The organism is Caulobacter sp. 17J65-9 (genome assembly GCF_010975005.1).
In the GTDB taxonomy this organism is placed as follows: domain Bacteria; phylum Pseudomonadota; class Alphaproteobacteria; order Caulobacterales; family Caulobacteraceae; genus 17J80-11.
This window is the reverse complement of the sequence record NZ_JAAIVC010000046.1, coordinates 1-23,415: the sequence shown is the minus strand read 5'-3', so window position 1 is coordinate 23,415 and position 23,415 is coordinate 1. Positions and strand designations below refer to the sequence as shown.

Annotated in this window: 20 protein-coding genes; 12 read left to right on the top strand and 8 right to left on the bottom strand. The window is 67.2% G+C overall.

What is annotated here, in order from left to right; genetic code table 11:
• The coding region (locus G3573_RS09420) for a hypothetical protein (protein ID WP_205598165.1) at positions 1 to 1,197 on the bottom strand (1,197 nt) is incomplete at its 3' end.
• 214 nt (positions 1,198 to 1,411) lie between these two features.
• On the opposite strand from G3573_RS09420, the gene ispG reads away from it, so the two are divergent.
• Together ispG and G3573_RS09410 are read left to right on the top strand one after the other, a co-directional pair.
• Complete coding sequence (ispG, locus tag G3573_RS09415) at positions 1,412 to 2,536, top strand: flavodoxin-dependent (E)-4-hydroxy-3-methylbut-2-enyl-diphosphate synthase (protein ID WP_163260834.1); 1,125 nt, start codon at positions 1,412 to 1,414, stop codon at positions 2,534 to 2,536.
• A gap of 233 nt (positions 2,537 to 2,769) precedes the next feature.
• Entirely contained in the window at positions 2,770 to 3,093 is a 324-nt protein-coding gene (locus G3573_RS09410; RefSeq protein WP_163260833.1) for a low molecular weight protein tyrosine phosphatase family protein, read from the top strand.
• A 295-nt stretch (positions 3,094 to 3,388) separates the two neighbouring features.
• Here the strand turns inward: G3573_RS09410 and G3573_RS09405 are convergent, their stop codons facing one another.
• Positions 3,389 to 4,030: a hypothetical protein gene (locus G3573_RS09405; RefSeq protein WP_163260832.1), complete on the bottom strand. Its 642-nt coding sequence runs from the start codon at positions 4,028 to 4,030 to the stop codon at positions 3,389 to 3,391.
• Positions 4,031 to 4,135: 105 nt separating this feature from the next.
• Here G3573_RS09405 and G3573_RS09400 point away from each other — a divergent pair, with 105 nt between their 5' ends.
• A complete protein-coding gene (locus G3573_RS09400; protein WP_163260831.1) occupies positions 4,136 to 4,732 on the top strand; it encodes a glutathione S-transferase N-terminal domain-containing protein in 597 nt (198 codons plus the stop codon).
• 185 nt (positions 4,733 to 4,917) lie between these two features.
• On the opposite strand, the gene G3573_RS09395 is transcribed toward G3573_RS09400, so the two are convergent.
• From G3573_RS09395 to G3573_RS09380, 4 genes are all read right to left on the bottom strand, one after another.
• Positions 4,918 to 5,967 (bottom strand): sulfate/molybdate ABC transporter ATP-binding protein, encoded by a 1,050-nt coding sequence (locus tag G3573_RS09395; RefSeq protein ID WP_163260830.1) that lies wholly within the window; start codon positions 5,965 to 5,967, stop codon positions 4,918 to 4,920.
• Between the two features lie 93 nt (positions 5,968 to 6,060).
• The gene (gene cysW, locus G3573_RS09390) at positions 6,061 to 6,906 is read right to left on the bottom strand and encodes a sulfate ABC transporter permease subunit CysW (protein WP_163260829.1); all 846 of its coding nucleotides are present in this window, start codon (positions 6,904 to 6,906) and stop codon (positions 6,061 to 6,063) included.
• Entirely contained in the window at positions 6,903 to 7,736 is an 834-nt protein-coding gene (cysT, locus tag G3573_RS09385) for a sulfate ABC transporter permease subunit CysT (protein ID WP_163260828.1), read from the bottom strand. Before cysT ends, cysW begins: the two co-directional genes overlap by 4 nt.
• Before the next feature lie 400 nt (positions 7,737 to 8,136).
• Entirely contained in the window at positions 8,137 to 9,168 is a 1,032-nt protein-coding gene (locus tag G3573_RS09380) for a sulfate ABC transporter substrate-binding protein (protein WP_163260827.1), read from the bottom strand.
• 408 nt (positions 9,169 to 9,576) lie between these two features.
• On the opposite strand from G3573_RS09380, the gene prfA reads away from it, so the two are divergent.
• The gene (gene prfA, locus G3573_RS09375; protein WP_163260826.1) at positions 9,577 to 10,650 is read left to right on the top strand and encodes a peptide chain release factor 1; all 1,074 of its coding nucleotides are present in this window, start codon (positions 9,577 to 9,579) and stop codon (positions 10,648 to 10,650) included.
• Between the two features lie 192 nt (positions 10,651 to 10,842).
• On the opposite strand, the gene G3573_RS09370 is transcribed toward prfA, so the two are convergent.
• Positions 10,843 to 11,313 carry a very short patch repair endonuclease gene (locus G3573_RS09370; RefSeq protein WP_163260825.1) on the bottom strand — a complete coding sequence of 157 codons (471 nt, stop codon included), beginning with the start codon at positions 11,311 to 11,313 and terminating at the stop codon, positions 10,843 to 10,845.
• Between the two features lie 82 nt (positions 11,314 to 11,395).
• Here G3573_RS09370 and G3573_RS09365 point away from each other — a divergent pair, with 82 nt between their 5' ends.
• From G3573_RS09365 to G3573_RS09330, 8 genes are all read left to right on the top strand, one after another.
• Positions 11,396 to 13,012 carry a DNA cytosine methyltransferase gene (locus tag G3573_RS09365; protein WP_163260824.1) on the top strand — a complete coding sequence of 539 codons (1,617 nt, stop codon included), beginning with the start codon at positions 11,396 to 11,398 and terminating at the stop codon, positions 13,010 to 13,012.
• A 191-nt stretch (positions 13,013 to 13,203) separates the two neighbouring features.
• Entirely contained in the window at positions 13,204 to 15,834 is a 2,631-nt protein-coding gene (locus G3573_RS09360; protein ID WP_163260823.1) for a Z1 domain-containing protein, read from the top strand.
• Positions 15,834 to 16,847 carry a PD-(D/E)XK motif protein gene (locus tag G3573_RS09355; protein ID WP_163260822.1) on the top strand — a complete coding sequence of 338 codons (1,014 nt, stop codon included), beginning with the start codon at positions 15,834 to 15,836 and terminating at the stop codon, positions 16,845 to 16,847. The genes G3573_RS09360 and G3573_RS09355 overlap by 1 nt, the downstream gene beginning before the upstream one ends.
• Positions 16,825 to 18,639: a hypothetical protein gene (locus tag G3573_RS09350; RefSeq protein ID WP_163260821.1), complete on the top strand. Its 1,815-nt coding sequence runs from the start codon at positions 16,825 to 16,827 to the stop codon at positions 18,637 to 18,639. The genes G3573_RS09355 and G3573_RS09350 overlap by 23 nt, the downstream gene beginning before the upstream one ends.
• A gap of 3 nt (positions 18,640 to 18,642) precedes the next feature.
• Positions 18,643 to 19,545, top strand: a complete 903-nt coding sequence (locus G3573_RS09345) for a hypothetical protein (protein ID WP_163260820.1) — start codon at positions 18,643 to 18,645, stop codon at positions 19,543 to 19,545.
• Positions 19,538 to 20,290, top strand: coding sequence for a hypothetical protein (locus tag G3573_RS09340; RefSeq protein ID WP_163260819.1), 753 nt, complete (start codon positions 19,538 to 19,540; stop codon positions 20,288 to 20,290). The genes G3573_RS09345 and G3573_RS09340 overlap by 8 nt, the downstream gene beginning before the upstream one ends.
• A complete protein-coding gene (locus tag G3573_RS09335; protein ID WP_163260818.1) occupies positions 20,291 to 21,832 on the top strand; it encodes an AAA family ATPase in 1,542 nt (513 codons plus the stop codon).
• Between the two features lie 107 nt (positions 21,833 to 21,939).
• Positions 21,940 to 22,662 (top strand): hypothetical protein, encoded by a 723-nt coding sequence (locus tag G3573_RS09330; protein WP_163260817.1) that lies wholly within the window; start codon positions 21,940 to 21,942, stop codon positions 22,660 to 22,662.
• Positions 22,663 to 22,703: 41 nt separating this feature from the next.
• Here G3573_RS09330 and G3573_RS09325 read toward each other — a convergent pair whose 3' ends face one another.
• Positions 22,704 to 23,381: a glutathione S-transferase family protein gene (locus tag G3573_RS09325; protein WP_163260816.1), complete on the bottom strand. Its 678-nt coding sequence runs from the start codon at positions 23,379 to 23,381 to the stop codon at positions 22,704 to 22,706.
• Between the last annotated feature and the right edge of the window lie 34 nt (positions 23,382 to 23,415).

The window sequence follows — 23,415 nt, the reverse complement described above, 5'->3', positions numbered from 1 at the left end:
GGCCTGCGGCGTCGGCGCCGGCGCTTCGGCGCGGGCGGCCCGGGCGCCGGCCAGGTCGTGGCAGGCGGCCTGGGCGCTCACCAGGGCCGCGCGGTATCCCTCCTGGCCCGGTTGGCGCATGGCCTCGGCATAGGCGCGCACGGAAGTGTCGCAGTCGCCGGTCAGGTCGGCGACCACCCCCTCCCAGTTGGGCAGGACGTAGGCCAGGGCCGCCGGACGCATGAACCGCTCGCCGTGCTTGCGTGCGGTCTCGAGCGCCACGCGCGCGTCGGCCAGGGCGGCCTCGTCGTGGCCGACCTGCAGCTGTGCGCCGGCGCGGTTGGCCCAGGCCAGGTTGAAGTCCGGCTCCAGGGCGATGGCGGCGGAGGCGGCGCGGACGGCGCCCGGGTAGTCGCCCTCGTTCTGCAGGATCAGGTTCAGGGCGGCGTAGGCCCAGACGCGGTCCTCGTGGTCGCCGGTCTGGGCGAGCTGCTGCAGCAGGGCCTTGGACCGGCGCATGGAGTCCGGATCGCCCTTGTTCATCAGCCAGGCGGCGTAGCGATAGGGCTGGGTGACGGCGTAGACGTCCTCGGCCGCCGCCTTGACCAGGGCGTCGAGCTCGGCGTCGGTTCCCTGGTGGGTTTTGGCGGCGGCGGCGCCGGTGCGCGCGGCCAGGGCCAGGCGGCCGTCGGGCGCGCGGTAGAGTTCGCCCGAAATGGCGGTCTGGTGGCCCAGCCACTGGACCAGCAGTCGGCGCAGTTCGCCCACCGACACGCCGGTCTCGGGGATCTGCACCTTGATGTCGCCGTTCCAGTTGTTGGCGTAGGTGCTGGGGGCGCGCGACGAGCCGGTGGCGTCCTGCATTTCGCTCAGCCGGTCCAGCACCTGGCTGGCCACCACCTGGCCGGTGTAGCCGCGCTCGGCGAATTCCGGCGGGACGGAGAACGGCTCGACCACCAGGCCGCGTTCGGTGCTGGCGTCCCAGACCAGCATGCCCAGCAGGCCGGCGACCGCCAGGGCGGCCGCGCCGGCCAGCGCCTTCAGGCCGAGGCCCACCGTCTCGCTGGCGATCTGCCGCTGCAGCAGGCTGGCGTGACGGCGCAGCACCAGGGCGGCGGGGGTGTCCGGCGACGGCTGGGCGGCCTCCGCCTCCAGCGCCAGCTCGATCGGGTCCAGCGTGCCCGGAAGGTCGCCCGGCGGGATGGTGACGTCGGTCATGTCAGCGGCCAGCTTCCGCGGCGCGGCGCCCGTGTGGCGCCACCCGAACTCCAGATTCCGCAACCATGTCGCTCATCGCGTCCCCCTTCGCGCGGGCGGGACGTTAACTGTGATCACGAAGTTCGGCGATCCCCAATATTGTAGAGGCGGACGAGGGCCTGGGACCTCGCGCCGCCGTGGCGCGAGGCGGGCGCATCCCCTATGTTCGCGCGCGATGAGCAATCACCAGCATGTCCGCCCCTGGCGCGCCATCGAGCGCCGCAAGAGCCGCAAGATCCGCGTCGGTAACGTCGAGGTCGGCGGCGACGCGCCGATCAGCGTCCAGTCGATGACCAACACGCTGACGTCGGACGCCGGCGCGACCATCGACCAGATCCGCCAGCTGGAGGAGGCGGGGGCCGACATCGTGCGGGTGTCCTGCCCGGACGAGGACTCCACCACAGCGTTCAAGACCATCGCCAAGGCGGCGAAGGTGCCGCTGGTGGCCGACATCCACTTCCACTATCGGCGCGGCATCGAGGCGGCCAAGGCGGGCGCGGCCTGCCTGCGCATCAATCCGGGCAACATCGGCTCGCCCGACCGGGTGCGCGAGGTGGTGCAGGCGGCCAAGGACCACGGCTGCTCGATCCGCATCGGCGTCAACGCCGGCTCGCTGGAGAAGGAGCTGTTGGAGCGCTACGGCGAGCCGTGTCCTGAAGCGATGGTCGAGAGCGCGCTGAACCACGCGCGCATCCTGCAGGACCACGACTTCCACGAGTTCAAGATCAGCGTGAAGGCGTCCGACGTCTTCCTGACGGTCGCCGCCTACCAGATGCTGGCCGAGGCGATCGACTGCCCGCTGCACCTGGGCGTGACCGAGGCCGGGCCGCTGCGCACCGGCACCATCAAGTCCTCCATCGGCATGGGAAGCATGCTGTGGGCCGGCATCGGCGACACCATCCGCGTGTCGCTGGCCGCCGATCCGGTCGAGGAGATCAAGGTCGGCTTCGACATCCTCAAGTCGCTGGGCCTGCGCCACCGCGGCGTCAACATCATCGCCTGCCCCTCGTGCGCCCGTCAGGGCTTCAACGTGATCGAGACGGTGGCGACGCTCGAGGAGCGGCTGGCCCACGTGTCGACGCCGATGTCGCTGTCGATCATCGGCTGCGTGGTCAACGGCCCCGGCGAGGCCCTGTTCACCGACGTCGGCTTCACCGGCGGCGGCAAGGGCGCAGGCATGGTCTACATGGCCGGCAAGCCGGACCACAAAATGGACAACGACCGCATGGTCGACCACATCGTCGAGCTGGTCGAGAAGAAGGCGGCGGAGTTGGAAGCGGCCAAGGCGGCGGCGGAGTAACAGCCCCTCTCCCGGTCGGGAGAGGGAGGGGCCCGCGTCGCGAAGCGACGTGGGAGGGTGAGGGGCACGGGAGCGCGCAGGACCTGGCGCGCCAAGGCCGCCCCGTCCGTAATCCCTCATCCTCCCGCGCGGACCTTCGAGCTTCGCTCTCCGGTGCGCGGGCTCCGTCCTTCTCCCGCCGGGAGAAGGACGGCCCGCTTCCGGCCCAGGCCGAACGGCGCTAGAGGGCGGGGATGAAGAACGTCCTGTTCGTCTGCAGCCAGAACAAGCTGCGCAGCCCGACCGCCGAGCAGGTGTTCTCCACCTGGGAGGGGATCGAGGTCTCGTCCGCGGGCACCAACGCCGACGCCGAAAACCCGCTGACGGGCGAACTGGTCGAGTGGGCCGACGTCATCTTCGTCATGGAGAAGGCGCACCGGAACAAGCTGTCCCAGCGGTTCAGGCGCCACCTCAAGAAGGCGCGGGTGATCTGCCTGGGCATTCCGGACGACTACGACTTCATGGACCCGGAGCTGGTGCGCATCCTGGAGGCGCGGGTGCCGCAGTTTTTGCGGTAGGGCTCTACAGATCTCCCCCCTTGGGGGGAGCCGCCGCGAAGCGGCGTGGGGGCCTCCAGCGGAGTACTCGAGCTCAGCCTCAAACCCCGCTCATCCCCGCGGAAGCGGGGACCCAGAGCGCGAGGTCTGACGACAAGCGATCCGCTTCATCAAAGCGCCTGCAAAGCCCTGAGACCTTTGCGCTCTGGGTCCCCGCTTTCGCGGGGATGAGCGGGAGTGGGGTGGCCGGCGTCGCACTCCGCTGGAGGCCCCCACGCCGCCTTTCAGGCGGCTGCTCCCCCCGAGGGGGGAGATCTTATCCTCCCGGCCCCACCGTCACCGTCATGGTCGTGGTCGCGTGGGTCTTGGACCCTGGCAGCTGGTTCTTGCGGTACTTGGCGCGGGCCTCGTAGGCGACGTCGACCAGCATGCGCAGGAAGGCGACGTAGCGCGAGGCGTCGGCCGGGTCGCCGACGATGGCGCTGTACGACGCCGGCAGGCGCGAGCTGGGCTCCAGCTTGAGCAAAGCCGCCTCCTCGACCACGCCGCGGGTGACCGCGCCCAGCTTGCGCAGGCGCTTCAGCCGCTGGTAGGGCCCCATCCACCAGGGCGGGAAGGGCACCAGCCACATGATCCGGGGCCAGCGGCCGCGATAGCCCTGCTCCAGGTCGTCGAGGATCAGCATCAGCAGGCGATAGCTGGTGGCGATCACCCCCACCGGCATCTTCTGCAGCTTGGCCGTGCGCACCAGCCAGGCCAGCTCGGAGCGCACCTGCGGCGGCGTCGCCTCGCTGAGCTTGATCGGGTCCTTCTCCGCCGTGGGCGTGAAGGGGGCCAGCATCAGGTTGGGATAGCCGTAGGGCGCGCTGGTGAGCGGCAGCATGGGGGGCTGGCCGGGCGGGGCGCCGCCGCCTTCCTTCCCGTCGCCGCCTTCCTTGTCGTCGTCGTCGCCGGCCATGGACGGTTCCTGAGCGGCGAGGAAACTCGCGAGCGGGGAGGAAAGCTCCGCTTGACCCCAGCGTGGCTAGGAGATTAGCGGGAGCGACCCTGGGAGGATCGCCTCATGCGCCTGTTCATCGCTTCCGCCTCGCCGTTCGTCCGCAAGTGCCGCATCGTGGCCCGCGAGAAGGGCGTGCTGGACCAGATGGAGGAGGTCGCCGCCGACCCCTACGCCAACGATCCCGAGCTGGTGGCGGCCAACCCGATCGCCCAGATCCCGGCCCTGGTGCTGGACGACGGCACCGTCTTCACCGACAGCCCGGTGATCGCCGCGGTGCTGGACGACCTGGGCGCCGCCGGGCGGCTGATCCCGCACAACAGCGAGAAGGCCTGGGAGGTGCGCCGGCTGGAGACCCTGGCCAACGGCGTGCTGGAGATGGCGGTGAAGCTGGTGCTGGAGGGCCGCCGCCCGGAGAACGAGCGCTCGCCGACCTGGATCAAGCGCTGGACCGACAACATGGGCCGCGCGCTGGACGCGCTGGAGGCCTGGGACGTGCAGGCCGATCCGCTGGACATGGGCGTGATCACCACGGGCGTCGCCCTGACCTATCTCGACTTCCGCCACCCGAACTACGACTGGAAGACCGGGCGGCCGGGGTTGGTGGCTCTGCAGAAGGCGCTGGAGCAGCGGCAGAGCTTCAAGGAGACGTATCCGAAGTAAGGCCGGCTCCCCTTCTCCCCTTGCGGGAGAAGGTGGCGCGCGGAGCGCGTCGGATGAGGGGTGTCGGCGGGACGTTTGAACGGTCTGGCGCGTCCCCGCTCCTCATCCTGACGCTCGGGCGCTTGCACCCCTCATCCGGCCGGCTCCGCCGGCCACCTTCTCCCGCAAGGGGAGGAGGAGAGCCGCTAGCGCGCCGTCTCCGCAAACACGAACACCCGTCGCGGGCGCAGGCGCACCCTCGCGCCGGGGGCGAGGCTGGCGGGGGTGGCGTCGCGGAGCAGGTCGACTTCGTAGAGGGCGCCGTCCAGGCCCTGGCATTCGGCGCGGATCAGGGCGCCGCGGGCCGACAGGTGGGTGATGGTGACCGGCACGCCGCCTTCCACCGCCAGGTCGACTTCGTGGGGGCGGAAGCGGGCGGTGGCCTGCGCCGCTTCGTGCACCGGGCCGAGCGCCGGGGCCGAGAAGCCGCCCTCGAACATGGCGTGGCCGTCGACGACGCGGCAGGGCAGGCGGTTGGAGTCGCCCAGGAAGTCGAACACGAAGGCGGTGGCCGGGGTCTTCTGCAGCTCGGCCGGCGTGCCGATCTGCTCGACGCGGCCGGCGTTGAGCACCACCACCCGGTCGGCCAGGTCCATGGCCTCCTCCTGGTCGTGGGTGACGAAGACGGTGGTCACGCCGGTCTCGTCGTGGATCTGGCGCAGCCAGCGGCGCAGCTCGCGGCGGACCTTGGCGTCCAGGGCGCCGAAGGGCTCGTCCAGCAGCAGCATGCGCGGCTCGATGGCGAGCGCGCGGGCGAGGGCCACGCGTTGGCGCTGGCCGCCGGACAGCTGCGCCGGATAGCGCTTCTCCAGGCCCTCCAGCTGAACGAGCGCCAGCAGCTCCTTCACCCGCGCCGAGATCTCGGCGCGGGGCGGGCGCTGGCGGCGCGGGCGCACCCTCAGGCCGAAGGCGACGTTGTCGGCGACGCTCATGTGCCGGAACAGGGCGTAGTGCTGGAACACCATGCCCACACGCCGTTCGCGCGGGCTTAAGCGCAGGAAGTCCTCGCCGCCGAACAGCACGCGGCCCTCGTCGGGGCGCGACAGGCCGGCCAGCACGCGCAGAAGCGAGGTCTTGCCGGAGCCCGAGGGGCCGAGCAGGGCCAGGAACTCGCCGTCGACGGCCTGCAGCGACACGCGGTCCAGGGCGGCGAAACGGCCGAAGCGCTTGGAGACGTTGTCGACGGAGAGGCTCATGTCAGCGCCGCCCGAGAAAGTGGGGACACGCACCACTTTCGCGTCGCTTCCAGACCCGTCGCCCGACAGCGAAAGTGGTGCGTGTCCCCACTTTCAGTGCCGCCGTCCGGCCGACAGCTCGTCGGCGTAGCGCCATTCGAGGCCGGCCTTCAGCGCCAGGGTGACCAGGGCCAGGCCGGCCAGCAGGGAGGCGATCGCGAAGGCGCCGACGAAGTCGTACTCGTTGTAGAGCACCTCCACGTGCAGCGGCATGGTGTTGGTCTTGCCGCGGATGTGGCCGCTGACCACCGACACCGCCCCGAACTCGCCCATGGCCCGGGCGGTGCACAGCAGGACGCCGTACAGCAGGGCCCATTTCACATTCGGCAAGGTCACCTTCAGGAAGGTGGTCCAGCCGCGCGCGCCCAGCGTCACCGCCGCGGTCTCCTCGTCGGTCCCCTGCTCGGCCATCAGCGGGATCAGCTCGCGGGCGACGAAGGGCAGGGTGACCAGCAGGGTGGCCAGCACCAGGGCGGTGACGGTGAAGATCACCTTGATCCCGGCCGCCTCCAGGGCCGGGCCGAACCAGCCGTTGGCCCCGAACAGCAGCACCCAGACCAGGCCCGAGATCACCGGCGAGATCGAGAACGGCAGGTCGATCAGGGTCAGCAGGAAGCCCTTGCCGCGGAAGTCGAACTTGGCGACGGCCCAGGCCGCGGCCAGGCCGAACACGGCGTTCAGCGGCACGCAGATCCCGGCGACCAGCAGGGTCAGGCGGATGGCCGCCTGGCCGTCCGGGTCGCGGAAGGCTTCGAGGTAGGCGGGAACGCCTTTACGCAGGGCCTCGGCGAAGACCGAGACCAGCGGCAGGACGATGACGACGGCCAGCCAGCCGATCGCTATGGCCAGCAGCAGGAAGGCGCCCAGGCTGGCCGGGCGTTTCAGCCCCACCGACCTCATGCGGCGCCCCTCCGCGCCAGGATCACCTGGCTGAGATTTATCGCCAGCAGGCCCAGCGCCGCCAGGCCCAGCATGACCAGGCCCACGGCCGCCGCGCCGGCGTAGTCGAACTGCTCGAGCCGGATGACGATCAGGAGCGGCGCGATCTCGGACACCAGCGGCATGTTGCCGGCGATGAAGATCACCGATCCGTATTCGCCGAGCGCCCGGGCGAAGGCCAGGGCGAAGCCGGTGACGCAGGCCGGGGCCAGGGCCGGCAGGATCACCCGGGTCACCCGCTGCACCGGACCCGCGCCCAGCGTCTCGGCCGCCTCCTCCAGCTCGGCGTCCAGGTCCTGCATGACCGGCTGCACCGAGCGCACCACGAAGGGCAGGCCGACGAACACCAGGGCGACGAGTATGCCCAGCGGGGTGTAGGCGACCTTGATCCCCAGCGGCCCCAGCCAGGACCCGATCCAGCCGTTGCCGGCGTAGATGGCGGTCAGGGCTATGCCGGCCACGGCGGTCGGCAGGGCGAAGGGCAGGTCGACGACGGCGTCGGCGAGCCGCCGCCCCGGAAAGTCGTAGCGGACCAGGACCCAGGTCACGACCAGGCCGAACACGACGTTGACCGCCGCGGCGGCGAGCGCGGCGCCGAAGGAGAGGCGGAGCGCGGCGAGGACGCGCGGTTCGGTGACGGAATGCCAGAACCCGGCCAGGCCGAGTTCCCAGGGGCGGGCGACCAGGGCGGCGAGCGGCAGGACGACGAGGAGACCCAGCCAGAACAGGGTGAAGCCGAGCGCCGGCCCGAAGCCGGGCAGCACGCTGGGTTCGAGCCAGCGGCCTCTCATCTCCTTCTCCCCTTGAGGGAGAAGGACGGAGCCCGCGCGCCGGAGCGCAGCGCAGGCCTGCGCGGGAGGATGAGGGGTCGCGCCGCGGCGTCAGGGTCTGGGCGGTCCGTCAACATTCCGCTCATCCCCGCTCCCGGGCTCGGCCGAAGGTCGACCCGAGGACAGGCTCCGGCGGGGACCCAGTGGACTGCGGCCTCAGAATAGAACGCGAGGGTAATGAAGGCTTGCGAGCGACCAGAAGCGTCGCGCTCTGGGTCCCCGCCTTCGCGGGGATGAGCGGATATGATTGCGCGGTCGCGCGACCCCTCATCCTCCCGCCCGGACCTCCGCCCTCCGGGCTCCGGTGGGCGGGGCCCTCCTTCTCCCTCAAGGGGAGAAGGGACCCGAAAAGCCGCCCCCCTCACTTCCGATCCCCCTGGTAGATGCGGTCGAACACCCCGCCGTCGGCGAAGAACTTCTTCTGGGCTTCGGCCCAGCCGCCGAAGTCGGCGATGGTCGCCATCTGCAACGCCGGGAACTGCGACGCGTACTTCGCCGCCACGGTCGGGTCCGACGGGCGGTAGTGGTGCTTCGCCACCAGGTCCTGGGCCCAGTCGTCGTAGAGCGCCTTCACATAGGCCTCCGACACCTCGCGGGTGCCGCGGCGGTCGACGATCTTGTCGACCACGGCGACCGGGGGCTCGGCCTTGATGGAGATGGAGGGCAGGACGACGTCGACCTTGCCGTGGCCCAGCTCCTCCATCGACAGGTGCGCCTCGTTCTCCCAGGCCAGCAGCACGTCGCCGATGCCGCGCTGGACGAAGGTGGTGGTCGCCCCGCGCGCGCCGGTGTCGAGCACCGGCACGTTCTTGTAGAGCTTGGCCACGAACTGCTCGGGCGTGCCCGCGACATCCGGGTGCTTCTGCGCCCACGCCCAGGCGGCCAGGAAGTTCCAGCGCGCCCCGCCCGAGGTCTTGGGGTTCGGCGTGATCACCGACACGCCCGGCACGGCCAGGTCCTGCCAGTCGTGGATCCCGCGCGGGTTGCCCTTCCTCACCAGGAACACGATGGTCGAGGTGTAGGGGCAGGAGTTGCTCGGCAGCTTCGCCTGCCAGTCGGCCGCCAGCAGCCCGCGGCTGGCCAGGGCGTCGATGTCGTAGGCGAGCGCCAGGGTGACCAGGTCGGCCTCCAGCCCGTCGATCACCGCACGGGCCTGCTTGCCCGAGCCGCCGTGCGACATGTTCACCGCCACCTCGCGGCCGCCGGCCTTGCGCCAGGCGTCGATGAAGCGGGCGTTGAAGTCCTTGTAGAGCTCGCGGGTCGGGTCGTAGCTGACGTTGAGGATCTGCGTCGCGCCCCCCGTGGCCCCGCCCTGGCGGCAGGCCACCAGGGGAGTGAGGGCCAGCGCGCCGGCGGCGCCGATGAAGTCGCGCTTGGTCGGGCGGCGGGGCATGACCGGTCTCCTGAACGCCGTGGGAGACAAAGTGGGGAGGGCCGGTCCGGTTCCGTAAACTTGGTGTGGGGTGGGCGACAGCGTCCCTTCTCCCCTTGAGGGAGAAGGAGGGACCCGCGCGCCGGACCCGGCGCCAGCCGGGGAAGGCCTGCGCGGGAGGATGAGGGGTCGCGCCGCGCGTTCAGACCGGCGCGCCTGTCCCAAGCCGCCGGCCCAGGTCGCGCGACCCCTCATCCTCCCGCCCGGACCTCCGCCCGCAAGCGGGCTCCGGTGGGCGGGCTCCGTCCTTCTCCCTCAGGGGGAGAAGGAGAGCGGAGCAGGGGGAGTGTAGCCCGCGACCCCGCACCCGCGTGACGAAACCGCCCGCGCGCGGTACACGGCCCTCCCTTAAGGGCTCAGGAGTTCCTCGTGCGGCTGCCGCAGGCGAAACTGGATCAGGTGATGGACCGCTTTCACGAGGTCGAGGCGCGCATGGGCGCGGCGACCGACGGGGCGGAGATCGTGCGCCTGTCCAAGGAGCACGCCGAGCTGAAGCCGGTGGCCGACGCCGTCGCCGCCGTGGTGCGGGCGCGCGCCGAGGCGCCCGAACTCGAAGCCATCATCGCCTCGGGCGACCCCGACATGGCCGCCCTGGCCCGCGAGGAGCTGCGCGCGCTGGAGGACCGCCTGCCCGAGCTGGAGCATGGCGTGGCCCTGCTGCTGGCCCCCAAGGACCAGGACGAGCACGCCTCGGCCATCCTGGAGGTGCGCGCCGGCACCGGCGGCGACGAGGCCGCCCTGTTCGCCGGCGACCTGTTCCGCATGTACCAGCGCTACGCCTCCACCCGCGGCTGGCGGGTCGAGGTCGACAGCGTCACCGAGGGCGAGGTCGGCGGCTACAAGGAGATCGTCGCCTCGATCACCGGCGAGGGCGTGTTCGGCCGGCTGAAGTTCGAGAGCGGCGTGCACCGGGTGCAGCGCGTGCCAGCCACCGAGGCCGGCGGGCGCATCCACACCAGCGCCGCCACCGTCGCCATCCTGCCCGAGGTCGAGGACGTCGACATCGTCATCAACGACGCCGACATCCGGGTGGACACCTACCGCTCCAGCGGCGCCGGCGGCCAGCACGTCAACAAGACCGACTCGGCGGTGCGCATCACCCACCTGCCGACCGGCATCGTGGTGACGTCGTCCGAGAAATCACAGCACCAGAACCGCGCCAAGGCGATGAAGAACCTGAAGGCGCGCCTGTACGACCAGCAGCGTCAGGCCAAGGACGCCGCGCGAGCGGAGGCGAGGAAGAGCCAGGTCGGCAGCGGCGACCGCTCGGAGCGGATCCGCACCTACAACTTCCCGCAGGGGCGGGTGACCGATCACCGCATCGGGTTGACGGTGCACTCCCTGCCGCAGGTGCTGGAGGGCGAGATCGACGTGGTGCTGGACGCGCTGATCGCCGAGGACCAGGCGGCGAGGTTGGCGGCGCTGGAGGAGGAGTTCGGGTAGGGGTTTCCGCAAAGGCGTTTCGCGCGACGGTGCAAAAAATACCAATACGATCAATTAATTGACCGAGTTCCGCAAGGGACGTGGGATGCAGATGCTGCCTCCGACACCGATTCGCTACCAAGGCGGCTCCGGCGCAACTGCATGCAAAGCGCTGAGCTCAACCCCTTCTCCCCAAGCGCGCTAAGATCAGATTCAATCTGTTCCGGAGCCCGCGCGGCGGACGCTATCACTCAACACAAATTCGTCGCCGCTTGATCGCACCCAGTCAAAGAGGCGTGCCGAAGCCGAGGGCGTCAGCTTTCGAGTTCCGCATTCCCAGATGGTCGCGACACGCCAGCCGGCCTGCTTCAGAAGAGCCCTTGCGCGCGCGTCTCGCTCGACATTCTGTTGAAATTTCTGAGCCCAAAATTCCGGCCGCGTCGCCGGATGCGTAGCGTAGCGGCACCCCTCGTGCCTGTGCCAGAAGCACCCGTGTATGAAGATTGCCGCTCTGTACTTGGGCAGGACGATATCGGGCGTGCCGGGAAGCGAGCGGACGTTAAGCCGAAAACGAAACCCTGCTCGGTGAAGCGCGCGCCGGATCAGGAGCTCGGGGGTGGTGTCCCTCCCACGAATGCCCGCCATCATCCGGGAACGGGTGCGACTGTCCACCACATCAGCCATGACGTAGCCTTTGACCCCTAGTCTATCAGTCTCCTCCTGGTAGATAGGGTTCGGAGTCGTCGTTTCGGAGCACCCGCGCAGCATGCCGCAAGCCTTTCAGGTCGTAGACTTGTTCGCCGGCCCTGGCGGGCTGGCTGAGGGGTTCTCGGCATATCGGGATGGGGACGGGCACCAGCCCTTCAACATCGTCCTCTCTGTCGAGAAGGAGGCCTCGGCGCATCGAACGCTGCTGCTCCGCTCGTTCCTCCGGCAGTTCGATGAGGGCTTCCCACCCGAGTACTACGAGTTCCTCAATGGCGACCGCGGTTACCCGGACTGGTCGACGCTCTACCCAGAAGAATGGGCGAACGCGACCGAAGAAGCCGTGCGGGCCGAACTCGGCACGGAAAAGGGCAACGTCGCCGTGCGTAGGCGCCTCGCCGAAATCCGCGCCTTAGGCGCGCCGACCGTGATCATTGGCGGGCCGCCGTGCCAAGCCTACTCCCTAGTCGGCCGCGCCAGAAACAAAGGCAAGGCGGACTACGTGCCCGGGGAGGACAAGCGCCACTTCCTCTACCAAGAATACATCGACATCCTCTCTCGACTTCGCCCCGCCGCGTTCGTGATGGAAAACGTCAAGGGCATGCTGTCCTCGTCCATCGAAGGTGATGGGATATTTGAGAGCGTTCTTAAGGACTTAAGGGGTGCGGCACGAGAACATGGCGGCTACGAATTGTTCGCCATTGGAAGTGATGAGTTCGGCGGCATGGTCTTTCAAACCGCCGATGCCCACCGCGACTACATCGTGGAAGCCGAAAAGTTCGGCGTACCCCAAGCACGACATAGAGTAATCATCGTCGGACTGCGGCGCGACTTGGCAAGTAGGATCGCACGCCGTCGTCGGGACGCCTCCGACGCGCCCGCTCCTGCGACGGTCCGGCACGTGCTCGCGGGAATGCCGCCTCTGCGTAGCGGGCTCAGTAGCGATGACGCGGACATTAAATGGCGCACTAGGGTGTCCGAGCAGATGCAAAAGGTCTGCATGGCGCTGATCGCGTCCGGCGACCAAAGCGCCGCTGCACAAGTGCTACCCGTCGCACAGGCGGCAGCTCGCCAGTTTCTAGCGGCAGGCGCGCCTCCCTCCCGCCAGGTGAGTGGCCCCTCTCCACTCCCGGAGGAATGCCCGAGAGCATTGCGGGAATGGCTGGCGGATCCACTCCTTGGGTCCACAACGCACCATTCCAGCCGCGCCCACATGGCGGACGACCTCGGCAGATATTTTTTCAGCGCCGTCTTCGCCCAGGTGACGGGCAGGGCGCCGAAGGCCGACGAGTTCCCAGAGGACCTTGCCCCGGCGCATGCAAACTGGTCGTCCGGCATATTCAAGGATCGCTTCCGAGCGCAACCGTGGGATGGTCCGTCGACGACAGTTACGAGCCACATCTCAAAGGATGGCCACTACTTCATTCACCCCGACGCTCAGCAGTGCCGGTCGTTCACGGTTCGTGAAGCAGCACGCCTCCAGACGTTCCCCGACAACTACTACTTTCTCGGCAGTCGAACGGAACAGTACACTCAGGTCGGCAACGCCGTTCCACCGTTCCTCGCCCGACAGATCGCGGCGGCGCTATGGAACGCTTTGGTCGCTGAGGCCGCTCCGGCGTCAACTCAGTCGCCCCACGGCCAGGGCGCCTTCGACCTCACGCCGATCAACCTCTAGCGCCTCAAGCAATGCACAGGGTTCTGCTTCCTGGTCGGCATTCTCCCAAGGTGCCGCGTAACCGTAGGTAAAGCGTAATCGCCGTCGGGCGGCACCTAGCGACAGGTGCGCCGCTAAAAGCGCGCCGCAAGGCCTCGCAACGGTTGATTGTAACCCGCCGCGCAATAATAAGGTGCTCCACAGGGGGCGGAATGAACCAGAAAAGCGCGGTCGGACGGCTTTCACCACAGATTGAGGGCTGGATTCGCCAAATTCAGAAGGAGCAGGCAGCGGGGCTCGATCTGGACAAGGCCGCGCTTGAGGCGCGGAGTTCCTTTGAGGGGCTGCTCGGGCAACCTCTAGATCCTCAACAGCTCGCCAGCTGGGAAGCGGCACGCGAGGAAGTCCGGCGGCAGCTCGAGCAGCCAATCGAGTTTCTCGATCCGCACTCTCTCCGCAAACCGCGTCGGCCAGATTGGTACGCCGGCCCCCATGTCTCGGACACGCACTGGCCTCCGCTACGTGCCCATCTGTTGGGGCGCCGACGTTGGTCGGAGAAGACGGTCTCCGATCTCGACGTGACTTCGACCGAGGTGGTTCGCCTCCTCGAGAACCCGTCGCAGTCGGCCTTTGCCGGTCGCGGTCTCGTCGTCGGCTACGTCCAGAGCGGCAAGACCGCCAACATGCTCGGCGTGATCGCCAAGGCCGTCGATGCGGGATACCGGTTCGTCATAATTCTCGCAGGCCTTACCAACTCTCTGAGGAAGCAGACTCAGGGACGGTTCGAGAGCGATCTGCGCGCGCGCACCCCCCACGCTTGGCATCTGCATACATCCTACGACGACGACGGCGACTTCCGGACCCCGCCCAACCGCTGGTTCTCGATGATGGACGCCGCCCAGGTCGCCGTCGTGAAGAAGAACGTGACGCCGCTCGAGCGCTTAATTGAGACGATCGAGCGGACTCCCGCGAGCCTCCGCGAAAGGATGCCCGTGCTCATCATCGACGATGAGTGCGACCAGGCCAGCGTCAACGCCAGCGGAAGCCAGTACGACATCAAGGCGATCAACGGCGCCATTCGCCGGCTTTTGTCGATCCTGCCGCGATGCCAGTACGTCGGCTACACTGCCACGCCGTTCGCCAACATACTGATCAATCCGAAAACGCCTGCGGGCGTCCTCGACGACCTCTATCCGACCGACTTCATCACCGCCCTTCCCCTGCCCGAAGGCTACTTCGGCGCGGAAACGCTATTTGGCCGGGAGCCCGTTGACGCCGGGGAAGAGACTGGGGACGAGCAAGGCCTCGACATGATCAGGGAGGTCCTGCCGGCCGAAGTGGCTCTCGTCAGGCCACCGAGCGCCAAGGGACGCGAAGGTTTCCAGCCCGCGGTGCCAGACTCCCTTGGCCGCGCGCTGTCCTACTTCCTGCTTGCGACCGCCGCCCGCTACGCCCGCGGCCAACGCGACCAGCACTGCAGTATGCTGGTGCACACGACAGTCTACACTTCGACTCACGAGAAGCTGTCCACCGCGATCCGCACATGGCTGGCCGAGGTCGGTGCCCAGCTCGGGACGGCGGATCTCGAGACCTCGCTCGAGGACCTGTGGACGGAGGAGAGTGCCCGCATCGACGGCTCCCGGTGGGCCCTTGGCAGGGTCCCTTGGGAAGCGCTGCGCCCGCATCTGGAGAGCGTGCTCGCCGACGTAGAGGTGGTGGTCGAAAACAGCAACAGCGACACGAGGCTCGACTTCGAGGCTGGACCTGCAAAGTACATCGTCATCGGAGGGTCGGTGCTGGCCCGAGGCCTGACGATTGAGGGATTGACGGTTAGTTATTTCGTCAGGAGCTCCAGCCAATACGACACGCTGTTGCAGATGGGGCGTTGGTTCGGCTACCGGCCGGGCTACCAGGACCTGCCACGTATCTGGATGACGGCGGACCTAGCTGCCGCATTCCGCGACCTTGCGACGGTAGAGGCTGAGATCCGAGCCGACATCGCCGAGTACATCCGTCGCGACCAAACGCCCGAAGAATTCGCCGTCCGCATCCGTCAGATCCCCGGAATGACCATCACCGCCGCAAGCAAGATGATTGCGGCGGAGGCATGCGACATCAGCTTCTCGGGAGAGCATCTGCAGACCATCCGGTTCCAACATCGGGATGAGGCTGTGTCCGACACCAACTGGGCCGCCGCTGAGGCCCTCGTGGAAGCCGGCGTTGAAAGAAGCAATGTCGAGTCTCGGCCCGGTGGGCGCCTGATCCGCAACGTCCCTCTGTCGACGGTTCTCGCCTTTCTTTCCACCTACTCGGCCTCGCCAAAGGACCGCCTGTCGAACGATCTTCTCGACTACATCCGGTCGGAAGCCCGCGACGGCGCTACCTTCCAGTCTTGGAACGTGGGTGTCGTGGAGCCCACCGAGGGGACCCCCTCCTCGCGACCACTCGGACCGCTCGACTCGGTTCGGCTGGTGCGAAGGTCACGCCTCGCACTGCCTCGGAGCGACGGGGCGGCTGACATCAAGGCGCTAATGTCCCGACGCGACATCCTAATGGACACCGACGAGGGCGTCACTGGCGGCGACTGGGAGAGTCTGAAGCGCGCGCGGCAGGCGCAGGTCGGTGACGGTGTGCCGCTGCTCTTGCTCTACGCAATTGAGGCGCGGTCCATGCCTGCCCGGGACAGCCGATATCGGGTGGCGCTCGATGCCGTGCGCGATCTGATCGGCGTCGGCCTTGTCCTGCCCGACCGCGGACGGCAGCGTAGCTACGTCCGTGTCCGACTCGACCGCCCCGACGCGGACGGTGAGAACCTCCTGGCCGACTTGACGGAGGCCACCTGATGTCGCCGGACCTCTCCGTCGCCCAGTGGCGGCGCCTTCGTCAGGCATCCAAGGGGGGCGATCTCGGCATCGCTTCGGTCGAGCTTCAGGTGACAACATCCGTCGGGCCGGCGCGCCTAGCGGTCGGGCCCGCGGGCGAAGCGCTACTTCTGCTTCCGGTAGATGCGCATGCTGCCGTGCCGGACGGGGTCGACCGCAATGGCCTCACCGCACGGGCGGTCGTGCTGAACCTTCGCGGACGCCCGCAACGTTTTCTGGAACTTGGATGTGAAGAGGAACGGCTCGAGGCCGTCTTCGGCGAGGTCGTGGGGGAGATCCTGCGCCGGCTCGACGGGGGTACCGATCCCGCCGAGGCCGTCGCCGGCACGATCAACGAGTTCTTGGACCTTCTCCGCCGATCCAGCCAAGCGGACGTGACCCTCGAGCGTGCCATCGGCCTTCTTGGTGAGCTCAGAGTCCTTTCACGGCTAGTGGCACGCCGGCCCTCAGCTTCACTGCTTTGGAGCGGTCCCCAAGGCGCTCGCCACGACTTTCGTGCCGGTCCGGCCGCGCTCGAATGCAAGAGCACGCGCCGCTCGCAGGGGCGTCGCGTCGTTATTGCGGCGCTGGACCAGCTTCAAGAGCCGCCGGGGGGCGAGCTATTCCTCTGGCTGCAAGTCTTTGAGCCCGACGCGGCCGGGCACCTCTGCATCTCCGAAGAGATCGAAAGACTGAAGCTGAGCGTCTCCAGCCAGGGGGATCTAGAATCCCGCCTCGAGGCCGCCGGCTATGCCGACGATGTGCCCGCGTGGCAAGACATGCGCTTCTCGCTGCTAGCCGAGGAAGCCTACCGCGTCACCGACGGCTTCCCCCGCCTCACAGCTCCCCATCTCGTCGGCGGCAGCCTGCCCGTGGGCGTGGGGCGCGTGACCTACGAAATCGACCTCGACGCCGCTGCGAACTTCCGCCTGGACGACAGCGAGCTTGATCTACCCATCAGAGTGCTTGCCGATGCCGCTGGATCTGTCCTCTGAACCCTTCCCGGCGAACGGCGCCATAGCCGGAGAAGGGGCTAGAAAACTACTCGGTACCCCGACCCTGACACTGCTTCAGACGCTGGCCCGAGAAAGCGGCCAGAACGCGTGGGACGCCCGCGCCAGCGATTCCGTACGAATGCAGGTCCGGCTGCGGACGCTTGATGAGGCGCAGGCTGCCTGCTTACGGTCGGAAATTCTAGCAAACCTGCCGGAGTCGACGCACTCCCACGACCTGCTCGAGCCTGCCCGCACGTCGTCGTGCGTGACGGTGCTGGAGATTTCGGACTTCGGGGGCGTGGGTCTCGGGGGGCCCACACGAGCTGACATTGCATCCCCGGACAAGACGGCGAGGAACTTTATCAACCTAGTGCGGAACATCGGCGCTGGGCGTGACATCGCGGGCGGCGGGGGGACCTACGGGTTCGGCAAAATGGCGCTTTTTGCCGCGAGCGAATGTTCGACAGTACTACTCGACAGCTTGGCTGTGGACGCGTCGGGCTCGGTCGAGCGCAGGTTCATCGGCTGCCACGTCGGCGAGGAATACGTCGGCGCGAATGGACGGCGGTTCACGGGGCGTCACTGGTGGGGTCGGTCCCCCGACGAACCGGACGCGTCCGGGGGGTTCGTCGAGCCGCTGCTCGCCGACGAGGCGGAGGCGATTGCAGAGGGACTCGGCCTGCCGAGGCGCGTCGCCGCGGACACCGGCACGACAATCATGATCTTGCTCCCTCGGGTCGAAAATTTGCACGATGCGGCGGCCGAAATCCGAGCGGCCTTCCTCTGGTTCTTTTGGCCGAAAATGATTGCGGAGGGAGGGGCTGAGCCCCCGATGACCTTCGCGATAGAGGCTGAGGGCGAAACCCTACTGGTGCCGTCGCCAGAACATTTCCCGCCGCTGGATCTGTTTGTCCAAGCGTGGAGGCTCGTAAAGAGTAGCGATCCGCAATCGCGTGCCGTCATCTGTGAGCGTCCCCGCAAGCTCCTTGGCCGCATGGCGATTACGCGCGGGTTCCGCGGGGACCGGAAATACGGCGCGGAGACCGGCCCGATCCAAGGTTCGGCACATCACGTAGCGCTCATGCGCCCTGTAGAGTTGGTGGTGAAGTATCTTCCGGGAACGCCTCTTCCCCATGAGGCGCACGAATGGGCCGGCGTCTTCATCTGCAACGATGATGTCGAAGTGGAAGAAGCGTTCGCACGGTCTGAGCCACCGGCGCACGACGACTGGATGCCCAATAGCCTCCCGAAAGGGCCGGCACAGACTTGGGTGAACGTGGGCTTACGCCGGGTCGGCCAGCTTGCGTCGGAAATCGTCCATCCCGCGCAGAGCGGAACGGCCACGACGGTTGAACAACCGCCGCTCGGCTCGGCAGCCGCGCGTCTCGGGCAGCTGATGCCCCGAAGCGTCGAGGATGAGGACAGGGTTCGGAGAGGCACGATCCGGGGGCGAAGACGGGCTTGGAGCGTCGAACCCGCTGAGTTCATCACGCTTGAGCCAGTCGAGGGCGGCGTTAGCGCAGTTTTCCGCGTCCAAGCGCGGAACAGCTCGGCCGAACCGCTCGCGATCCGTGCGATGCCCGGCCTCGTGCTCGATGACCGGATTTCGGGCGAGATCGAACTACCGGATGGCGGGAAGGTGGTGACACAGAACTGGACGACCGCTTCGGGCGAGCACTTCGCCACAGGCGAAATCGCGTTGCTCCCGGCCGGAAGTTTCGGTGATTTCCGCATCCGCGTCCTGGTTCCGGGACTCGCCGCCGTGGGCCTGAGTCTGGACGTGGAGGATTGAGCCGTGGTGGCCATCGCCTACCCCTTTCTCCGGATCATTCCCGAAGAGGTCATCGCCGAGCCTTGGACAAGAGCTACTGCGAATGGGCCCGTTTTGGTCGACCGGCAGGTTCCCCGTTGGGACCACGCGGTCGATCTTGTCCTGCGACGACGGCTCCAGATCAATCTAGCGTCCGTCGCACAGAGGTTTGGGGTGGCCGAAAAGGATCTTCATCTCGAGTTCATCGTGACCGTCGCGACCGGCGGGCCGCGGGGCGACCGGCATCGGTCAATTCACTGGCGCGGTGCCGTATCCATGGAGGAGACGGCCCGCGTCGCTGCGGTCAGTCTTGCAGGCATGACTCTTTCCCAGCGGATGAACCTCCGCACCGAGCTGCTGATGCGCGATCCCGTACCGGCTGGCTCGTCGCTCATGCCGGGCAGAGCGGGGCTCAGGCTGTGGGAGGATGTGCACAGGGTCCAACTTGAACCCGAAGAGGCACGCTTTCCAACCGAGGCCGTGAGGTTCTCGGAGCGGTTCCCGAACAGTGGCGAGGCGCTGTGGAGGATCGACTGGTCTCCGGCCCATCTTGAGCGGGAGTTTGCCGGCGCGGTCCGCCTGTATGTCAATCTGGACTTCCCAGACTTTGTTCAGCGCGTCAGCGACGCCGAAGACGTGACGATGAGACTCATCACAGGAGGGATCGTCTCGCAGCTTTCGCGGGGCGCTCTAGACAGTCTCTCGTTCGAGCTCGGGATAGCGGAGTCGGTGCCAGGTTCCCTTGGAGCCGCTATAGCCAGCTGGCTTCGGCTAGCATTTCCCAACCAGAGCCTAGACGTGATCCGCAGTCGAATGGTCTCCGATCCCGCGGGGTTCGAGGCGGAGCTTTCGGTCCTCCTTCAAACGGAAGGGCCCGCTGATGACTGAGGTCCCGTTTTACCCTCGGCTCCACGCGGGTGGTTTGGCGCGCCTAATCGATGAACGGTCCGAAGTGCTCGCCACGACGCCGTGGCGCGAGCTAAGGGACGCTTACGCTGGCTGGATTAGTCACGGCACGACGGGCGGCACCAAGGTCGATGACGCTAGGCTGGATGCCATCCGGAATCGCCTCCTGGAGATAGCGACGGCCTACGGTTTCCCCGACCGATCCGGCCGTAGCGATCGAGCTGGCTTCGATGCTGCCTGCGCGATCGCGCTCGTGACCGAGGACTTCGTTTCCGGTCCGGACGCCTGGAGAGATGACGTTTGGTCCTTTCTCGCAGCGGTGCTTGCTCCCGATCTCGTCCAGTGGCGCTTCGACCAGGCACCTATCGCGCGCTACCGAGGTGGCGTTCGCAACACGCTTCAACGTCTGTGGCTGAGAGGAGTGGCATTCGACCGGGGCGAGCAAGATGGGCGCTGGGATCTCCTTCGCCGCCTGAGCGAAGACGCTCACGTCCAGATCATAGAGCGTCCCGGCCTTTCCGCTTCGCCTGTGATCGCGCGCGCGCTGGGGGAGAGTTGGCTGGCCACGCTAGAGACGCGGGGCGCGCCGGGTCTCGAAGGCATTACACGAAGGGCGGTTCGCAACGTGCTTGTCTCGAAACAGGTACTTTCGCTCGAGTCTTTGGACCCGACGGCCTTGCGGGCGGAAACCGATCGGCAATTCGGGCTTGCGGCTGGAGTGGTCTGAATGGCCATCTTCCGCGTCCTGTTTCCGCGCAAGGGTCTGCCGCCTGAAAAGGTTGAGCCTTACGTATACGTGCTTCGACCTGACAGTTGGAACGACTTCGGGCTGAGGACGACGTTCCACCTTTCGATGATAGGCACCGAAGGAGATGAGGTTCCGATCGGCACGGTGAAGATTCTCGGAAGAGGTCAGCAGCAGGGTCTGACCCCGCTTCCGAACAGATTCGAGAGTCTCGGGGGTGAGTTCGCCTCCTTGGGCGCCGAAACCGACTATTATCAGAACCTGCTGCAGGTCGCAGGAGCGCAGGCACGGTCCATCCTTGCAAGCCTCAGCGACATCGCCACAAACCCTGCTCTGCGGCGTCGCTTTGAAAACGAGGTCGGTCTCGAGAAGTCCCTCCTGCGTTTCACGCCAGCGCGCACGGCCTTGGAGGAAGCGGAATCGATCATCGAGCGGACAGCGTCGGAAGTCCCCACCAATCATGACCTAGCTTTCGATACGAGCACTGGCGGTCAACGATTTAGCGTAACCTTTGACTTCGGTCCGAGCCTCAGCCTGCCAGGGCGGGTCAACGTACTGATAGGTCCCAATGGCTCCGGCAAGACCCGCCTGCTCGCCAACCTCGCGATGACCGCGTTCGACCCGCACGAGAGTGGTTCCGGGCATCTGACCGGGAATGTAGCCGTCAGTCGTGTATTGGCGTTTTCCTACAGCGCGTTCGACGACTTCGATGTTCCGGGCGAGAACGTGACCCAGAAGCGGCGCTTTCTGAGGACCGGATCTACACTGGGCTACAGCTATTTTGGCCTGCGAGATCTAGCAGCCGCCCGTGCCGACACGACCGCTAGGTCCCTGAACCCTTTGAAGAGCACGCGTCGGATATCCAGTGACTTCGCCCGAGCACTAAGTGACATCGCGGACGACGACATGGACCTGTTCAGGGGCAGTCTGGATACCCTGTTCGCCGAGGCATCCTTCGGCACGGCGGCCCTTCTCGACCGACAGGAGATCCTCTCCATGTCGTCGACGAAACTGCGGGGGGAACTCCGGCAGATCTTCCGTGTGGCCAGCACAGGGCACAAGTTCGTACTGCTGATGACCGCACAGCTCGCGGCCAATCTGCGCCCGGGCACGCTAATCCTTGTGGATGAGCCGGAAGCACATCTTCATCCGCCGCTCTTGGCTGTCTTTCTCAAGGTGCTTCGGCATTTGCTTGAAAATCGCGATTCTAACGCGATTATTGCCACTCATTCGCCGTTCATCGTTCAGGAGACCCCGTCCCGCCACGTCCGGATCATCTCGCGGCAGGTAACCATGACCACTGTGGATAAGCCGTTGCGGGAAACGTTCGGCGAGGACATTGGAACCATCAGCCGCGAAGTCTTCCGGCTGGACACGAGGGTTGGAGAATATGTCCAGACGCTGCACGAACTCGCGGCACGACACACCCTCAACGAAATCGAAGCGATGTTCGAAAACGGCCTGAGCGGCCAAGGGCGCGCACTGGTTATGGCGCACCAAGCTAGGCGGTCTCCCGGTCGATGAGAACTATCGCGCCACTGCACCGAAACGCCATGAATGACTTCGACGCCAGTACGCGCGTTAGTCGTCCCATAGCGAAGAGGTCCACTCTCGCTGACCGACGAGAACAGGTGGCTCAGCTCTTCGACGACTACTCCGCAGGAGCGTGGCGTCCGCATCTGGCCGAGCCATCTAGGGCGTGGGGAGAGCCTGATGCCGGATGGTTGGAAGCCCTTTTCAATCAGACTCAGGGAGATGGCGTCCTAGCCGAGCTGCGCGGCGCGTTGTTGGCGGCGGCCGAACGCCGTTGCCTCCTCTGCAGCGCTGCGGCGCCGAGCGCGCTAGACCATTTCCTACCACGTACTCACCATCCAGCCCTCTCGATCCTCCACCTGAACCTCGTGGCCGCCTGCGAGCTGTGCAATCGCCGCAAGGGAGCATCCTGCGAGGCGGACCCGCAGCGCCAGTTCGTTCATCCCTACTTCGATCGAGTGCCGCGGGATCACGTGTTTCTCGAGGCCGAGCCCTTTGCGCAAGATGCCATCAGCCCGCTGTACAGGATCGTCGCTTCGCCCCCGGTCGACATGGATCTGACTTCGCGGCTGGCTTGGCAGCTTTCGGAGCTGAGGCTGGATGCCTTCTATGCGGACGAAGCCATCCATTATTTCCGCGAGCAGAAGGCGAGCTGGAGAAGCCTTGCAGATCTTGGGTGGCCGCTGCTGGAAGGAGCTCTCGAGCGCGACCTAGACTCTGTTGAGAGCTTCTCCGGGAAGAATACTTGGAAGGCAGCTTTCCTTCGAGGCTTGCTCAGTCATGAGGGGTTCGCAGCGGATCCGGGGCGATTCCTTGCATGATTTGAGGAGCGTATCTTCCGCGGTTCTGACCGACGGCGGAACTAGGCCAAGAACCTCTCCGGCATCGCCTCCCGGTACGGAAACCACTCGAACCACGGCCGCGCCTCGGCCAGTACGCGCTGGAACGACGGCCGCTCCAGCAGGCGTTCGAAGTAGGCGCTGGTGTTCGGCCGGCCCTCGGCGAACGGGTGCACGATGCCGGCGTAGAACAGGGCCGGGGCGGCGGCGCAGTCGGCCAGGCTGAAGGCGTCGCCGGCGGCGAACGCGCGGCCGGCCATGCGGGCCTCGACCAGGTCGTAGGCGGCCTCGAGCTGGGCGCGGGCGTCCGCGACGCCGCGCGGGTCGCGCTCGGCTTCCGCGCGCAGGCGGTCGCCGACGATCCTCTGCATGGGCTGGTGGACGTAGAGGTCGAACAGCCGGTCCCACAGGCGCGCATCCAGCCGCGCGTCCTCGTCCGTGGGCAGCAGCGGGCGGGGGCCGGGGTAGTGGCGGTCCAGGTGCTCGATAATGATCGAGGTCTCCGGCAGGGTGCGCCCGTGCGCGGCGTCGACCAGCACCGGCATCTTGGCCAGCGGCCACAGGGCGCGGAAGGCGGCGGCGGAGTCGGGGTCACCGAGGTTGACGACCACGGCGTCGAACTGCGCGCCGTTCTCGTAGAGCGCGATCAGCGCCTTCCAGCAGAAGGAGGAGAGCGGGTGGAAGTGGAAGGTGAGGGACATGGGCGGGCCGTCTGCGGGGGGCGGGAGGGGGGAG

Excerpts from the sequence above, each read along its gene's own strand:
- G3573_RS09405 (WP_163260832.1), bottom strand. The coding sequence starts at position 4,030 with ATGGCCGGCGACGACGACGACAAGGAAGGCGGCGACGGGAAGGAAGGC.
- cysT (WP_163260828.1), bottom strand. The coding sequence starts at position 7,736 with ATGAGAGGCCGCTGGCTCGAACCCAGCGTGCTGCCCGGCTTCGGGCCG.
- ispG (WP_163260834.1), top strand. The coding sequence starts at position 1,412 with ATGAGCAATCACCAGCATGTCCGCCCCTGGCGCGCCATCGAGCGCCGC.
- G3573_RS09410 (WP_163260833.1), top strand. The coding sequence starts at position 2,770 with ATGAAGAACGTCCTGTTCGTCTGCAGCCAGAACAAGCTGCGCAGCCCG.
- G3573_RS09335 (WP_163260818.1), top strand. The coding sequence starts at position 20,291 with ATGGCCATCTTCCGCGTCCTGTTTCCGCGCAAGGGTCTGCCGCCTGAA.
- G3573_RS09350 (WP_163260821.1), top strand. The coding sequence starts at position 16,825 with ATGCCGCTGGATCTGTCCTCTGAACCCTTCCCGGCGAACGGCGCCATA.
- G3573_RS09370 (WP_163260825.1), bottom strand. The coding sequence starts at position 11,313 with ATGGCTGATGTGGTGGACAGTCGCACCCGTTCCCGGATGATGGCGGGC.
- G3573_RS09355 (WP_163260822.1), top strand. The coding sequence starts at position 15,834 with ATGTCGCCGGACCTCTCCGTCGCCCAGTGGCGGCGCCTTCGTCAGGCA.
- G3573_RS09395 (WP_163260830.1), bottom strand. The coding sequence starts at position 5,967 with ATGAGCCTCTCCGTCGACAACGTCTCCAAGCGCTTCGGCCGTTTCGCC.
- G3573_RS09400 (WP_163260831.1), top strand. The coding sequence starts at position 4,136 with ATGCGCCTGTTCATCGCTTCCGCCTCGCCGTTCGTCCGCAAGTGCCGC.
- G3573_RS09340 (WP_163260819.1), top strand. The coding sequence starts at position 19,538 with ATGACTGAGGTCCCGTTTTACCCTCGGCTCCACGCGGGTGGTTTGGCG.
- G3573_RS09325 (WP_163260816.1), bottom strand. The coding sequence starts at position 23,381 with ATGTCCCTCACCTTCCACTTCCACCCGCTCTCCTCCTTCTGCTGGAAG.
- G3573_RS09380 (WP_163260827.1), bottom strand. The coding sequence starts at position 9,168 with ATGCCCCGCCGCCCGACCAAGCGCGACTTCATCGGCGCCGCCGGCGCG.
- G3573_RS09365 (WP_163260824.1), top strand. The coding sequence starts at position 11,396 with ATGCCGCAAGCCTTTCAGGTCGTAGACTTGTTCGCCGGCCCTGGCGGG.
- cysW (WP_163260829.1), bottom strand. The coding sequence starts at position 6,906 with ATGAGGTCGGTGGGGCTGAAACGCCCGGCCAGCCTGGGCGCCTTCCTG.
- G3573_RS09360 (WP_163260823.1), top strand. The coding sequence starts at position 13,204 with ATGAACCAGAAAAGCGCGGTCGGACGGCTTTCACCACAGATTGAGGGC.